This is a genomic window from Daejeonella sp. (assembly GCF_030695525.1).
GTDB lineage: Bacteria > Bacteroidota > Bacteroidia > Sphingobacteriales > Sphingobacteriaceae > Daejeonella.
In genome coordinates this window covers 31,636-46,475 of the sequence record NZ_JAUYSS010000067.1, presented here as the reverse complement: position 1 = coordinate 46,475, position 14,840 = coordinate 31,636, and the positions used below count along the sequence as shown (strand labels likewise).

Here is a 14,840-nt window from a genome sequence, read left to right as displayed (position 1 = left end):
ATTATTACTCATATCAATTATCTGGAAACTTCAATTTTGATTTTTTTATTCTTAATTTTTTCCATTTTCAGCAGTCTTACAACCGCATCAATTTTATTTCGCTTTACAGCAGCGTATGATGAAAAGTCCTGAACCTCTATCAAACCCAGTTCATCCTTATCCAATTTACCTTTTTTCATTAAAAGGCCAACAATATCAATCTTATTTATTTTATCCTTTCTGCCAGCTCCAAGGTACAAAGTCGCCCATTCGGTATTTGATGGGACTACAACTTTTTCAGGCAGTTGCACTGTTTCTATGTTATCTGAGAGGAAAGATGGATGTTCAGCTTCGGTAAGTATCACATAGGCAGTTCCACTTGAATGCATCCTTGCAGTACGCCCATTTCTATGCAGAAAGCTTTCTTCATTATGAGGTAACTGATAGTGAATAACATAATCAATCTCCGGTATATCCAGTCCTCTGGAAGCAAGATCAGTGGTGATTAGAAGTCGATAACTGCCATTTCTAAATTTTAATAAAGCCTTCTCACGATCTTCCTGTTCCATTCCACCATGAAATACCCCATGGTCTAATCCCATATCCCAAAGTAAAGCACTGATCCTGTCAACCGCTTCCCTATGATTACAAAAAACCAAAGCTGAGCCATTCCCGATTTTACATATCAGGGAGAATAAGGTCTCCAGTTTATCCGCAGCATCAGAAATCACTGATTTGATCTTTAGGTTAGGAAGGCTATTGGTATCCTTTAAGAAATTAACCTCTAGAGGGTGTACGAGTCCGGTAAACAATGGTATTCCCTCCATCTTTGTCGCAGAAGTCAGTATTCTTCTTTTGACGTTTTTGAGACGACTGATAATAAAGCTCATATCATCTTCAAAACCGAATTCCAGCGCCTTATCAAATTCATCCAATACCAGGGTATGGATAGAATCGGGGTTTAAATTTTCATGACGGATATGATAGGCTATCCTTCCGGGAGTACCAATCAAAACAGCGGGGGCCTGTGTCAGGTTGTTCTTCTCCGTCCTCACAGGATGTCCTCCATAAAAACAATTGACTTTAAAACCTGTAAGCATCGCTTTAAAAACCTGTTCAATTTGCATGGCCAATTCCCTCGAAGGCACCAGAATCATTGCCTGAACACCTTGCTTTGAATCCTCAAGTCGTTTTAACATGGGAATCAGGAAAGCAATAGTTTTTCCGGAGCCTGTAGGCGCTAAAATAATCGTATCCTTATTCGCTGCAGCATCTATTGCAACACGCTGCATCTCGTTAAGGGATGCTATTTTTAAATTCTTTAATACCTTTTCAGTCATCTGGCTTTTCAAAGTGCAAAGGTAATGCAAATATCCTCAATCGATTTAGTCATTTGGTAAAGTTTATGGAAAGCCCTTTAAGAATCGGCTTAACGAAAATGGGCAAATCACAAGGCTGAAAGTTGCATCAAAATCACCCAAAGCAAGCCCGGAAGTCCTCAAAGAAAAGGGTATGAAAGATCAAAAAAAACTGGATGCCGTTTTGTTACCAAACACGGATCAAACTCAAATAGAACTCGAATAGAACACAAAACATGAGCGTCTTTTATCCCTGTTTTCTTCCTTTTCCATGTGCTATATATTTGTGTTTATAAACATGAGGGTAATAAGCCTTAACGGCTTGGTAATAAGCGCTGAAAATGAATCTGTATTTGAATCGCCGGATAGGGCATACATTGATTTTAAATTTCTTGCCAGAAGCGCGATTTTTCCTTTAGTTGTTGAAATTCTTTCAATACACTGAAAGGAATTGGTAGAATTTCGATTTTCTAACAGGAGGTAAAATCAATGTCGATTTCTCAGGGATTATTTTATTAAATAACGTGAGTTCAATATATGGAAAAGGCTCTGGGGCCAAAATAATTTGATTTTGGACAGCAATACCTGTGTGTTATAGGCTAGTTCAGCCCTTTCCTCCGGGGTAGTTCCGGCAGGAATTCCCGCTCTATCCTAAATTTAGGAATAGCCGGAAGCTACTTCCTCCGGCAAGGTTTATTTTACCCGGAGCTGATTTTAATTAGAACAGCCAGTCTGGCAAAAGGACCATTTGCCATTTGAAATAAACCCGGGTGGCAGCTGTAGCTTTTTTGCAATACTGAATTTCCTGATATATATTAAATCTGCTGCAAAAAACTACGGCAGAACACGGGACTGGCAAAACCGAAGAGAAACAGACCCTGCTTTCTAAAACAAAAGAAAAATATTCAATCTAAATTTACTCCAATATGATTTTATATCGAACTCACGTTAAATATAAATTTGTAGCCAATTCTGCTTATCAGCCTATTTTTATCTATTTTCGTGAACAATTAATCAAATCCTCAAGCCTGGCTATTTTCAAACGATGAACAAAAACCCAATTCCATTCTATGTACTGATTTTATGCATTTCCCTGGCTTCCTGCCAATCAAATTCTAAACCTCTGGCATCAGGATCATCCGACAGTATTTCAGCAATCCAAAATATTGAGGAAAGCAGCTCCAACGAGCCCGAAAATGCAGAACCACAAAAAACTGGAGGTAAAAAGGCCACTGCAGCAGAGATTCTGGCCAGACCTCAGGTACCTATTCTTTGTTATCACCAGATAAGAAACTGGGTTTCAACCGACGGTAAAATGGGGAAAGATTATATTGTTCCTATTGCAGAATTCAAATCACAAATGAAAATGCTTGCTGACAGCGGCTATCAGACTATTTTGCCGGATCAGCTTTATAATTATCTGGTTTATGGTGCCAAATTACCAAAGAAACCAATCATGTTAACCTTTGATGATACCAAACTCGATCAGTATACCACTGCTATTCCAGAAATGAATAAATACGGCTTTAAAGGTGTATTTTTTATCATGACAGTATCTTTAGGCAAACCGAATTATATGAGCAAAGCACAGGTTAAAGAACTTTCTGATGCCGGACATGTGATTGGATCACATACCTATGACCACCAAAATGTTAAGAAATATCAGGGTGAAGACTGGGTGACTCAGATAGAGAAACCCACAAAAACATTAAGGGAAATTACCGGGAAAGATGTGAAATATTTTGCCTATCCCTTCGGCTTATGGAATAAGGAAGCCATCCCTGAATTAAAGAAAAGAGGATTTACCTCTGCATTCATTCTTGCAGAAAAAAGAGATGAAAATGATCCATTATTTACCATTCGCAGGATAATTGCCAGCGGTTACTGGAATACACGTACACTTCATAATAGCATTGTAAAAAGTTTTTAATTTTATTCTTAAGAATATCCTAATCGATATATTTATAAATTATAAAAGATAAAACCATGAAAAAACTATTTCTATTAACCCTGGTAACCGGACTATTTTTAAGTCTTAGTTCATCCGCTCAGCAGGATAAAAGTAAAAGACCTAGTCCGCCCGCAAAGGTTTCAAAAACTCTTGCTTCAGGAGCTGAAATTTCAGTTGATTACAGTCAGCCATCTCTAAAAGGAAGAGCTTTATCAGCTCTTGCTCCGGTTGGAAAAGTTTGGCGTACCGGAGCAAACGAGGCTACTGTATTTGAAACAAGTAAGGATGTAAAAATCGAGGGTAAAACCTTACCCGCCGGAAAATATGGCCTTTATACTATTCCGGGAGATGATGAATGGACTATTATTTTCAATAAGAGCTGGAAGCAGTGGGGAACCGTTTACAAAGACAGTGAAGACGCATTACGGGTGAATGTTAAGGCCGGAAAATCCTCAGAAAATACAGAGGTATTTACTTTTGATATTACTGACAACGGAAATGTATCTATGATGTGGGCTGATACTAAAGTAGTTTTTAAAGTTCAATAAAAAAGTTTCTTATATTAGAAGGGCTTAAGTTTAATTACTTAAGTCCTTTTTTTATGTCCATTTATTTAGTTTGAGCTTATCCTGAAACTCATTATGAAGATTCTTTACTCTTTTACCTTACTCAGTTTTGTTTCACTCATCCTGCTATCTTCTTGTAAATCAGACAATAAAACAAATTCTAAGAAAAGAAATACCGACTATCTTCAAAATGATTTTAAACCGGATGAATTTTATCCGGCCGGGCAGGTTGAATTACAAATAAAATCTGATGGCTCAACCATGTATGGTTTTGCTTATACAGCAGATGGAAAGGGTCCACATCCAACAGTGGTTCTATTGCATGGATTACCTGGTAATGAACGAAGTCACGACCTGGCTCAGAATTTAAGGCGTGCAGGGTATAATACCATTTATTTTAATTACCGTGGAGCATGGGGAAGTAAGGGCACATTCGGATTTCAGAATGCAATTGATGATGCTATTGCTGTAGTAGATTATCTTACTGATAGTGCCACCATAGAAACTTTACGGGTAGATACTTCAAAAATAGCATTTGCAGGCCACAGTATGGGAGCTGGAATAGCCCTGCTTGCAGGATTAAAAGATCCAAGAGTTAAGTCAATTGTTGGAGTTTCGGTGTTTAACCCCTACACCCTGTTACAGGGAGGGGGTGCTGAAGGTAATCTGATCGGACTCAAAGAATACCTTTTAACCTTAGATATGCTTAACTGTGAACCCAACAAATTTTTAGATGATATCCTGGCCAAACTTGATTTATATGATATTGAAACACAAGTTTCCAAATCGAATAAGGCAATACTGGTTCTGGATGAACACCAGAACAATACCTATTTCTCCAAATTTAATCCAAGGAAAAATTTCGACTACAAAATCTGGAACACAGACCACGCTTTTACGAACAAACGTATTGCCCTGGCTAAAGAAATAGTGAACTGGTTTGATGATACGATGATAGATAAACCAAAGGCTAAATAAAGGCTATTATTGAATATCTTCTATTTTAAATGTCTTGCCATTAAAGTCAAACTCATAACCTCTTTTCTGCTTCATTAATTTTGCCCCTATTGGCGAGGCTGCAGAAATAGCGAAATAATTGACCCCCTCAATCTGCATCTGTCCACGACTGATTGCGATATAAAATTTGCCAAAATTTGTACTGACCAGGCTTCCCGTTTGAACAATATCATAATGCTTTTGATGTTCAATCTGATCCAGACTTGATTTTTGTCTCTTAGCTTCTTCCAGTTGTTTCCTGTTTCTGTCGATTTCCTGTTGCATCATCTCCCTCCCTGTTTCATACTTATCCCCGGCACTGCTTTTCGTATCATCATTAGATGATTCAATTGCTGCGTTAATAGCCTGCTGAGCAGTATCAATACAATCCTGAACATAATTCAGGCATTCTTTATACAGTTTTTCTTTTATCACAGTCATTTGTGCAAAGAAGCATATTTTTTCAGGATTCGTGAAGCTGTCAGCGCATTTTGAAGGTTGATATTTATGAACAATTGATAAAACCTAGACATAGCCTGTTGATTATTTTAGTTTTTTTAGAATTCGCTTCCCGCGACTTTGGAGCGCAGCCGAACCATCCTTTAGCAGGAACTGAACCTGTGAAAGGAGTTCGTCATGAATCCAGGCTTGCTCTTTACCAAAATAAAGTAAAATATCCATGCAATTAACTTTCACGGCGACTGGTGTTTGCGGATCGATCAGCCAATCGAAAGTAGTTTCAATAATCTGCTCCTGATGTTCACTTATCAGGGCCTTGATTTCTGTGTTCGATCCTGAATCAGTCAGATACATCATGATCTTAGTAAAATGCCGCTGACAACTACCATTCTTCTGAATGAGATATCCAACCATAAAATCGGGAAGGGATGGAACGATATCCTCCCATCTGTGATATAGAAACTGTTCAAGAACCCATGATGCCCTGAAGGCAATTTCATGCTGAGGGTATAAGCTTATTGCAATCAAATCGCCCGGCACACAGGCTTTGTCTGAGGCAATCATGACAGTATCAGCTTTAATGAGGGATTTGGAAAGTCTCTTAAATAATTTATCCCTATCCATACAAATAACATTGAGAATTAACGATTTTCACTTACAAACATTCCCTAATGTTTATAATACCCCTTTAAATCCGTACCTTTGCAATTTATTTTAAATACATGATTACAGTATCTAATCTTTCACTTCGTTACGGTAAACGAACTCTTTTTGAAGAAGTAAATTTAAAGTTTACTCCCGGAAATTGTTATGGTATAATTGGTGCAAATGGTGCCGGAAAATCAACTTTCCTTAAAATTCTTTCCAAAGAAATCGACCCAAGCAGTGGTTCAGTTTCCTTCACACCGGGCGAAAGAATGGCTGTTTTGACCCAGGATCACTACGCTTTTGATGAGTTTCCAGTCATTGAAACGGTTATGATGGGTCACAAAGAGTTGTACAGTATCATGAAAGAGAAGGATTCACTGTATGCCAAAGATGATTTTTCTGAGGCAGATGGTGAACGGGCCGGCGAACTCGAGAATATTTTTGCAGAGATGGATGGATGGAATGCAGAGAATAACGCTGCCACCATGCTGAGTAATCTGGGCATAAAAGAAGAATTTCATTATAATCTATTGAAGGATCTTGATGGGAACCAGAAGGTACGGGTGCTTCTTGCTCAGGCATTATTTGGAAAACCGGATATCCTCTTACTGGATGAGCCTACCAACGACCTTGACATACAAACCATTGCATGGCTCGAAGATTTTCTTGCCTCCTATGAGGGAATTATCCTGGTTGTATCTCACGACAGGCATTTTCTGGACACTGTTTGTACCCATGTGGTCGACATTGATTTCAGTAAAATGAATATTTATACCGGTAATTATTCATTCTGGTATGAATCAAGTCAGCTTGCTTTAAAGCAGCGCTCTGACCAGAATAAAAAGACTGAAGAACGCGTGAAAGAACTTCAGGAATTCATCCGTCGTTTCAGTGCCAATGCATCGAAATCCAAGCAGGCAACAAGTCGTAAGAAAGCATTGGATAAAATTAATATCGATGAGATCAAACCATCCAATCGTAAATACCCTGCAATTCTTTTCAATCATCAGGGACGCGAAGCTGGCGATCAGATCCTTCAGATTGAAAATCTGAAAAAGGAATTGAATGGTGAAGTGCTGTTCTCAGGTATCAACCTGATGGTTAACAAGGGCGATAAAATAGCGGTACTGTCTGAAAATAGTATAGCGACTACTGCATTTTATGAAATTCTGACAGGAAGGGATAAAGACTACAAGGGCTCCTTTAAATGGGGTGTCACAATTAATATTGCTGATATTCCAAATGATAACTCAGGATACTTTAAAGGCAAGGATACAAACCTGGTCGACTGGCTGCGTGAGTATTCTGAAGCAGACAAGGACGAACAATTCATCAGAGGTTTCCTGGGCAGAATGTTATTTTCGGGGGAGGAAGTTTTAAAACAATCTTCTGTTCTTTCGGGTGGAGAGAAAATGCGCTGTATGTTCTCGAGAATGATGCTTCAGCAGGCTAATCTTTTATTATTCGATGAGCCAACAAATCACCTGGATCTTGAATCCATTACCGCTTTGAACAATGGAATGAAGGATTTTAAAGGAGTAATCTTATTTACTTCACGGGATCATGAGCTTACAGAAACTGTTGCAAATCGCATCATTGAGTTAACTCCGGGTGGAATCATCGATAAATTGATGACCTACGATGAATACATTAACAGTGATATTGTTAAACAACAACGGGAAGAGCTGTATTCTTTGGTTTAAAACAAAAAAAATAGAATAAAAAAGCCGGTAAATACTGATTCATCGGCTTTTTTTGTTTCAATATAATCTTGCCCGCTTCCTTAATTCAGCAATTGGCATGGTCAGCATCCGGCCCACAGGTTCCTTTCCTCTGTAAGTAATTACTTTCAATTGTTTGGCATCGATAGGTGCGGTCAAGGTACTCATGAATTTAGGGTAAAACCTATCGGGGAATGAATTATCAAATGAATAATAAATATCCAGTCCTTCCACTTCAGTACTCAGATCAATCGTCAATTTGTTATCGGCTGTTTTACCGGCCTTGAATATAGGATCGTAGACTGCGGGAGAATATTTGGTTTCAGAGAAGTCAAGGCGCCCAAAATGCTGCTCAACCCTGTTAAAAAACTCTGGCCAGTTTTTCTGTTGATTTGGTGACCATACTGACTCTGCAATTGCAAAACCTCTGGGCCAGGTCATATATTCTGCCTGCCGGATGTTATAAACCTGCTCAGTCCATAAATTGGCCTGCCCCCCCTTTATATATTGCGGATCAACCCCTGCCGGAACAGGCTCGAATTCATAGGATTTACTCAGACGTAATGAAGCATAAACCCTGGGTTCAGATATCTCGTCAGATTGCATGTAATCAAGATAAGCATAGGTTGTAGGGCTCATCACCACCTGATGTTTATTAAGTGCTGCTTCTATTCCATATTTCATCCCGCGCCAGCTCATAACTGCAGTAGAGGGACTAACCCCTCCTTCCAGTACCTCATCCCAGGCCATCATTTTCTTGCCTTTCGATTCCACAATCTTTTCAACCCTTCCGGTAAAATATCCCTGCACCTTTTTGATATCTTTAATACCTTCACGAATCATCAAAGCCTTGATCTGCTCATTCTTCTGCCAGAAATTTATTGGCGCCTCATCACCTCCTAAGTGTATATACTCAAATGGGAATAGTTCTGCCAGTTGTGTAATTACAGTATCCATGAAACTATAAACCAATTCATTGGCAGGGCAAAGCGTATTATCTAATAATGCTATTGGAGGCGCGCCCCTCGACCAATCCATAATCTTCTCACCTGATCTTACTTTATATTTTACAGCCTCTGGGGTACATGACAATTCAGGATAAGAAGCAATGGCTGCAAGACTATGACCCGGAACATCTACTTCAGGTAAAATATTTATAAACCGGTCTTTTGCAAATTGTACCAGCTCCCGGATATCATCCTGTGTATAAAAACCACCATAGTCGCGGGGTTCATCAGCTTTTGGTGGGATAAAATCGCCAAACACTCCTACTCTTTTAACATTCCAAGCTCCAACTTCTGTCAGCTTAGGGAAACCCTTAATTTCAATTCTCCAGCCTTCGTCGTCAGTAAGATGCAGATGCAGCACATTGTATTTATAGCGTGACATAGCAATAATGTATTGTTTCACTTCTTCTTTTGTGAAAAAATGCCTGGCAACATCAAACATTAAACCACGCCAGCCAAGCTTAGGATAGTCGGTAATTTCAACAGCAGGAATAACCCAATTGACATTCTTTATGAGTGATTTACTTTCTATTTCCTTTGGTAAAAGTTGCAACAAGGTTTGGACCCCATAAAATAGACCCGCAGACTGATTTGCCCTGATAATTACCTGCGAAGAGGTCACAGAGAGGTGATACCCTTCCGTTCCAAGTGTATTATCTGCATGCGAATTGATTAAGAGTTTAACCGAAGCACTTTCCTGACTACTCACTGAAGAAACATGAAAACCAGTAGGTACAGTTAAGCGTTCCTTTAAGAAAACAAGGGTTTGTGCTAGCTCAGGAGCAGCAGTAGAATAGAGACTTATATTTTGGGGCAGATTAAAATGACCTGTTCCTTTATGCATTTCGACCGGCTTGGGAATTATCGAAATTTCAGGATTAATTACCTGACTAAATGTCTTAACTGATATGAAAAAACAAAATAAAAATTGAATACTGAACTTCATTACTAAATAATTTTTTAATTTAATAAGGGTTTGAAAACCTTATCCATATGATTATTAACCAATAATTACTGATTAAATTATCGCGGAGGCAATTTATATAAATAAACCTGAACCCTATAAATTGATTCGAAATCCAAATATATTTTAACTGAAATCAGGCCGCCCGAAAAATAAAAAAAGGCCGCTTCATTGTCAGAAGCGGCCTTCAAAGGCAGAATGCAACAGAGAATTTTATCGGATGGTTATACCCTTTACAAATTGTCCCTTAGCATCAAAATGGATTGCATATTTGGTCAAGTTCGCATCAATCAGAACCAGGTACCCTTTCAAAGTTCCATTTACTTTCAGCTCAAAAGCTTTTTTGAAAACATAATTAGGATAGGTGGCATTAAGGTATGATGTTGCATTTGAAGGCAATGCTGAAGCCTCTATTGATCTTCCTTTAGCATGTCCTGCCGGCAATTGAATGCGTTTAATAAATGTAGTTGCGGCTGAAAAGGATGTAGCATAAAAATCAATATTTTTACTGATCAGAACAATACTCAGATCCTTATTTACAAAGGCATGAACCAGGGTATCGGTAGGGTAATTTGAAGACATATAGGTTTTGATTGCAGCAGGGATAGCGCTAATGACAAGGGTATCACGCTGTTTACCATCCCTGTTATCAAAGCAACCGCCTGCATGCCATCCGCCTTTGCCTTTCATATTGCGGCCTTCCCTGATTTCAAGTACTTTGACAAAGTTCCCGCCTGCATCAAATTTTATCGCTACTGGTTTATCATTGAATTGCACAATGATTACATAACTATCTAATACAGCAGTGGATTGATTTGCAATTTGATAAGCCTTCATAAAACTATGACCGGCATAATTCGCACTTAAGTAAGATAATACTGATGCCGGGAGTAAACTTTGCTCAACCCTGGTTTTTTTATTCCCTTTTTTACAAGCATCCATAGCAAATAAGGAATCTGTACTGCTTCCCGAACCTTTGATTGCCGTGGTACTGCTGATAGTAATAGCTTCAAGTTTGGCAAACTGAAGTTCATCATCAAGAGATACTGTATTGTCTTTTTTGCATGAGTTAAGACTCAAAATAGCCATACTGACTACCAGTATGATGCTTTTAATGTTTGTGGATCTTTTCATATCTGTGTTTTTTATGTAAAAAAAAAGACACAAGATGAAGAACAAATGATTTTTGATATTTTTAAGAAAATATCAGGAATTTACTGCCCAAACCAGCATGAACAGGAATAAACTATTTAATAAACCTGATTAGCCTGAACATTTAAATAAAAAAGGGCATTGCCAATGGCAATACCCTTCTGATAAAAATAGCTTAAATTAATGGGCTTCGTGACCGTCGGCACCATGAGCATGTCCATGTGCAAGTTCTTCTTCTGTAGCAGCACGAACAGAAATGATTTTACCGATAAAATGAAGATCCTGACCCGCCATTGGATGGTTCAAATCTACGACTACAGCCGATTCAGTCAACTCATGTACTTTTGCCCTAAACTGATTCCCTTCGTTATCCTGTAATGGAAGAATTGATCCGATTTCAGGCATTTCCATTTCTCCAAACATATCCAAAGGGAGTTCGGTAATTGCATTTTCATCTTTTAAACCGTAAGCATCCTCCGCGATAAGATGAAAGTCGTACAGGTCGCCTATGTTCAAACCTTCCAGATTTTCTTCGAACTTTGGAAGCATCATGCCTACTCCATATAAAAAAATTAATGGGTTTTGCTCATCAGCTTTTTCTACAAATACTTCCTGATCATTTTCTTTTGTGTAAAGATCATAGGTTAGCGCTACAACGCTGTTTGATTGAATTGTCATTTTAATAGATTTTAAGTAAAAACAGGTTTGGGATTCCTAATCCTTCCGCCCCGGCCTTGTATTTGGGTTATCGATTTGTTTAATAGCTTCAATCGCCTCATTTACAGGCAAAAGACAAGTTTTATTACGGCACACATAAATTTTTGTATCTGAAGCCAGCTTGTCAGCTAACAAAGGTAATGTTCCTGAAGTTCCTCCCAAAAGTATTTTGTTAGGAATGTAATATTTTTCTATTTCCTTACGCCTTTCCTCTGCCTCAATTCCGGTAATAGCTATTTCATATAATCCAAAAACATTGTTTAACAACAAAATAGCCCAGTTCGAATAGGCAGAACCGTATGATTTGATATGAGGATGAACAGTTCGTAACATATTTGAAGAAATCTCCAGATAATTCTGCTGATCAAAGAGATGACCAAATTTATACAGGTTATTGGCCATGACAGAATTGGATGAAGGAATCACGTTATCCATAATTTCCTGCTTTCTGGCAATGAGCTGCTCTCCTGAAGCCGGTGTATAGAAAAACATCCCACTTTCATTGTCATAAAAATCTGAAATAGTATAATCCAGTAATAGTTTTGCTTTATACAGGTAGGCTTCATCAAAACAGGCTTCATACAAGCCTATGAAACCATCTATCACAAAGGCATAATCATCCAGAAATGCTCCTGACCATTCATCCGGAGAATTATTTGAAGAAAACACTCGCCTGATTTCATTGCCAACCATCAGTTTATTCTGAATAAATGCAGCACTTAATTTTGCTTTTTCAAGAAATTCCGGCTCTCCGAAAACGCGATAGGCGTCAGTATAGGCTTTAAGCATCATACCATTCCAGGAAGCAAGGATTTTATGATCGAGTCCCGGACGAATACGGTCTGCCCTCGCAGTAAGAAGCTTTTTCTTTCCTTCTGAAATTTTATCGGTCAGTTCATCCTCACTTAATCCAAGCTGGGAGGCCAATTCAGAATCTTCCATGTTTCTCATCAGAATATTTGTCCCTTCCTCCTCCCAGTTGCCATCATCAGTAATCTGATAATAAATAGAAAACAGATCTTCATCATCCTTTAGAATGGCTTTTATCTCCTCTTTTGTAAAGGTGTAAAACTTGCCTTCAACACCTTCACTATCTGCATCCAGTGCCGAATAAAACCCAAATTCATCTGAAGTTAACTCCCTCTCCACAAATTCCAGACTTTCATAAACAATGTTCTTATATATCGGATCAGGAGTGTATTGATATGCTTCAGAATAAAGTGAAATTAACTGAGCATTGTCATAAAGCATTTTTTCGAAATGTGGTACATGCCACTTTCCGTCGACAGAATATCGGGCAAATCCCCCTCCTATCTGATCATAAATTCCCCCAAATGCCATTTTTTGCAGGGTAATCCTCACTGCAGCATGAGCAGCATCATCCTTCATTAAATGAGCATACCTCAGCATAAATTGCCAGTTATTTGGCAATGGAAATTTCGGAGCCCGATTATATCCTCCATCAATCAAATCAAAAGATCGCTTCCAGGGATTAAAGATGGCTTCCAGATCCTTCCTGGTAAAAACAATTTCTTCTCTAACCGGAACTAACTGCTCGGTTTGATTTATACCTTCAGTTAGCCTGACTGCATAGCCAACAGCCTCATCTGGTTTTTCTCTCCAGAAATCGGCGAGATTCTTCAATAAACTTTTCCAGTCATTCTTCCTGAAATAGGTTCCTCCATAAATTGGCCTTTGATCAGGAAGACAGAAACAATTAAGCGGCCAGCCGCCACTGCCAGTCATTAGCTGTACGGCATTCATATAAATCTGATCAATATCCGGGCGTACCTCGCGGTCGATTTTAATACAGACAAAGTGCCGGTTCATAATTTCAGCAACCTCTGAATCTTCAAAGCTTTCATGTTCCATCACATGGCACCAATGACAGGCCGAATATCCTATACTTACCAAAATCAGTTTATTCTCCAACTTGGCTTTTTCCAGAGCTTCATCACCCCAGGGATACCAATCAACAGGATTTTCTGCATGTTGCAGTAAATAGGGAGAGCTTTGATTCTTTAATCTGTTTGACATAATCTGATATATTTATGTAAAAATAAGAAAGGCCTGGGCAATTGAGGAGTCTTTACAATTTAATGACCTCTTCATGTTGAAACTGATTGTAAGGGTAAAAAACTTTAATCTCTCAGATTATCAGATCTTATTCTAAAGAAATATCTCTCAGATTAAACATAAAGCTTTAAATTTCGCCATGAAAATAACCCATACTGATATATATCGATTTAGTATCCCCATGGAGCCATTTACAATTGCAACCGGCACTATGGATTTTGCTCAAAATGTTCTAGTAAGAATTTATACAGACAGCGAACATTATGGGGTTGGAGAGTGCTCTGCATTTCCAATGATTGTTGGAGAAACTCAGGAAACCTGTCTGGCAATGGCCAAAGATTTTGCAGGAATACTCAAAGGGAAAGACCCAATAGCAATAACTGAAAGGCTTCAGGATCTTCACAATTTCACCGCACTTAACTCAACCATAAAAAGTGCTTTCGATATGGCGCTTTATGATCTTGCTGCAAAAAAACAGGGACAGCCACTTTACAGATTTTTAGGTGGGGAAAAAAGAGTGATTGAAACCGATATAACCATAGGTATCGCTGAGCCTGAGCAAATGGCTGATTTAGCAGCAAAATATCAGAAGCAGGGTGCACGGATTCTGAAAATAAAATTAGGTAAAGATCCCGATCTGGATCTGCTGCGAATCAGGGCAATAAGGAAAAAAATTGGTGAGCAAATAATTCTTAGGATTGATGCAAATCAGGGCTGGAATTTTGATGATGCATTAAGGTGTTTAAATAGTATGCAGGAACTTAATATCGAGTTTTGTGAACAACCCATGCGTACCTGGTATGATGATAAACTTCCCGAATTAAAACAGCAGACAAACACAAAAATCATGGCTGATGAGAGTTGTTATAATCATCATGATGCAAGGAGACTTATTAATTCGGGATCCTGTGATTATATCAATATCAAATTCGCTAAGTCGGGGGGTATTAATGAAGGACTTAAAATTCATCAAATGGCTTTTGAATCAGGCATTCCATGTATGATTGGAAGTATGCTCGAAAGCCGAATTGCCCTGAGCGCGAACTTACATTTTGCCTATGCCTGCCCTGGAATTAAATATTTCGATCTGGATACCTGCCTGCTTGGGCATCTGGTGGATCCTGTTAGTGGCGGGCTCAATTATGATGGTTTTTTTCTGGATATTCCTGAAACACCCGGTATTGGAGCAGATGCTGATGAAGGATTTCTAAAATCCTGCGAAAAGTGGAGTATTTAATTAACCTGA

General features: G+C 38.6%; 12 protein-coding genes. 5 read left to right on the top strand and 7 right to left on the bottom strand.

Translation table 11 applies throughout. The features are described from left to right. Positions 1-17 precede the first annotated feature (17 nt). On the bottom strand, positions 18-1,319 hold the full coding sequence (locus Q8S11_RS15600) for a DEAD/DEAH box helicase (protein WP_305663056.1): 1,302 nt from the start codon (positions 1,317-1,319) through the stop codon (positions 18-20). Between the two features lie 1,063 nt (positions 1,320-2,382). On the opposite strand from Q8S11_RS15600, the gene Q8S11_RS15595 reads away from it, so the two are divergent. The 3 genes from Q8S11_RS15595 (at position 2,383) to Q8S11_RS15585 (ending at position 4,832) form a co-directional block, all read left to right on the top strand. Continuing rightward, positions 2,383-3,267, top strand: coding sequence for a polysaccharide deacetylase family protein (locus Q8S11_RS15595; protein ID WP_305663055.1), 885 nt, complete (start codon positions 2,383-2,385; stop codon positions 3,265-3,267). 56 nt (positions 3,268-3,323) lie between these two features. Continuing rightward, positions 3,324-3,836 carry a DUF2911 domain-containing protein gene (locus Q8S11_RS15590; protein WP_305663054.1) on the top strand — a complete coding sequence of 171 codons (513 nt, stop codon included), beginning with the start codon at positions 3,324-3,326 and terminating at the stop codon, positions 3,834-3,836. Between the two features lie 93 nt (positions 3,837-3,929). Continuing rightward, positions 3,930-4,832, top strand: a complete 903-nt coding sequence (locus Q8S11_RS15585) for a S9 family peptidase (protein WP_305663053.1) — start codon at positions 3,930-3,932, stop codon at positions 4,830-4,832. 6 nt (positions 4,833-4,838) lie between these two features. Here Q8S11_RS15585 and Q8S11_RS15580 read toward each other — a convergent pair whose 3' ends face one another. After that, on the bottom strand, positions 4,839-5,291 hold the full coding sequence (locus Q8S11_RS15580) for a 3-oxoacyl-ACP synthase (protein ID WP_305663052.1): 453 nt from the start codon (positions 5,289-5,291) through the stop codon (positions 4,839-4,841). Between the two features lie 102 nt (positions 5,292-5,393). After that, the gene (locus Q8S11_RS15575; RefSeq protein ID WP_305663051.1) at positions 5,394-5,933 is read right to left on the bottom strand and encodes a hypothetical protein; all 540 of its coding nucleotides are present in this window, start codon (positions 5,931-5,933) and stop codon (positions 5,394-5,396) included. A 98-nt stretch (positions 5,934-6,031) separates the two neighbouring features. On the opposite strand from Q8S11_RS15575, the gene Q8S11_RS15570 reads away from it, so the two are divergent. Then, a complete protein-coding gene (locus Q8S11_RS15570) occupies positions 6,032-7,660 on the top strand; it encodes an ABC-F family ATP-binding cassette domain-containing protein (RefSeq protein WP_305663050.1) in 1,629 nt (542 codons plus the stop codon). A gap of 57 nt (positions 7,661-7,717) precedes the next feature. Here Q8S11_RS15570 and Q8S11_RS15565 read toward each other — a convergent pair whose 3' ends face one another. The 4 genes from Q8S11_RS15565 to Q8S11_RS15550 form a co-directional block, all read right to left on the bottom strand. Then, complete coding sequence (locus Q8S11_RS15565; protein ID WP_305663049.1) at positions 7,718-9,631, bottom strand: beta-N-acetylhexosaminidase; 1,914 nt, start codon at positions 9,629-9,631, stop codon at positions 7,718-7,720. A 231-nt stretch (positions 9,632-9,862) separates the two neighbouring features. Further along, positions 9,863-10,783 carry a PepSY-like domain-containing protein gene (locus tag Q8S11_RS15560; protein WP_305663048.1) on the bottom strand — a complete coding sequence of 307 codons (921 nt, stop codon included), beginning with the start codon at positions 10,781-10,783 and terminating at the stop codon, positions 9,863-9,865. Positions 10,784-10,981: 198 nt separating this feature from the next. Further along, entirely contained in the window at positions 10,982-11,479 is a 498-nt protein-coding gene (locus tag Q8S11_RS15555; RefSeq protein ID WP_305663047.1) for a peptidylprolyl isomerase, read from the bottom strand. Between the two features lie 36 nt (positions 11,480-11,515). Then, the gene (locus Q8S11_RS15550) at positions 11,516-13,555 is read right to left on the bottom strand and encodes a thioredoxin domain-containing protein (protein ID WP_305663046.1); all 2,040 of its coding nucleotides are present in this window, start codon (positions 13,553-13,555) and stop codon (positions 11,516-11,518) included. A gap of 178 nt (positions 13,556-13,733) precedes the next feature. Between Q8S11_RS15550 and Q8S11_RS15545 the strand changes: the two genes are divergently transcribed. Then, positions 13,734-14,831 carry a mandelate racemase/muconate lactonizing enzyme family protein gene (locus Q8S11_RS15545; protein WP_305663045.1) on the top strand — a complete coding sequence of 366 codons (1,098 nt, stop codon included), beginning with the start codon at positions 13,734-13,736 and terminating at the stop codon, positions 14,829-14,831. Positions 14,832-14,840 lie beyond the last annotated feature (9 nt).

Excerpts from the sequence above, each read along its gene's own strand:
- Q8S11_RS15600 (WP_305663056.1), bottom strand. The coding sequence starts at position 1,319 with ATGACTGAAAAGGTATTAAAGAATTTAAAAATAGCATCCCTTAACGAG.
- Q8S11_RS15595 (WP_305663055.1), top strand. The coding sequence starts at position 2,383 with ATGAACAAAAACCCAATTCCATTCTATGTACTGATTTTATGCATTTCC.
- Q8S11_RS15590 (WP_305663054.1), top strand. The coding sequence starts at position 3,324 with ATGAAAAAACTATTTCTATTAACCCTGGTAACCGGACTATTTTTAAGT.
- Q8S11_RS15585 (WP_305663053.1), top strand. The coding sequence starts at position 3,930 with ATGAAGATTCTTTACTCTTTTACCTTACTCAGTTTTGTTTCACTCATC.
- Q8S11_RS15580 (WP_305663052.1), bottom strand. The coding sequence starts at position 5,291 with ATGACTGTGATAAAAGAAAAACTGTATAAAGAATGCCTGAATTATGTT.
- Q8S11_RS15575 (WP_305663051.1), bottom strand. The coding sequence starts at position 5,933 with ATGGATAGGGATAAATTATTTAAGAGACTTTCCAAATCCCTCATTAAA.
- Q8S11_RS15570 (WP_305663050.1), top strand. The coding sequence starts at position 6,032 with ATGATTACAGTATCTAATCTTTCACTTCGTTACGGTAAACGAACTCTT.
- Q8S11_RS15565 (WP_305663049.1), bottom strand. The coding sequence starts at position 9,631 with ATGAAGTTCAGTATTCAATTTTTATTTTGTTTTTTCATATCAGTTAAG.
- Q8S11_RS15560 (WP_305663048.1), bottom strand. The coding sequence starts at position 10,783 with ATGAAAAGATCCACAAACATTAAAAGCATCATACTGGTAGTCAGTATG.
- Q8S11_RS15555 (WP_305663047.1), bottom strand. The coding sequence starts at position 11,479 with ATGACAATTCAATCAAACAGCGTTGTAGCGCTAACCTATGATCTTTAC.
- Q8S11_RS15550 (WP_305663046.1), bottom strand. The coding sequence starts at position 13,555 with ATGTCAAACAGATTAAAGAATCAAAGCTCTCCCTATTTACTGCAACAT.
- Q8S11_RS15545 (WP_305663045.1), top strand. The coding sequence starts at position 13,734 with ATGAAAATAACCCATACTGATATATATCGATTTAGTATCCCCATGGAG.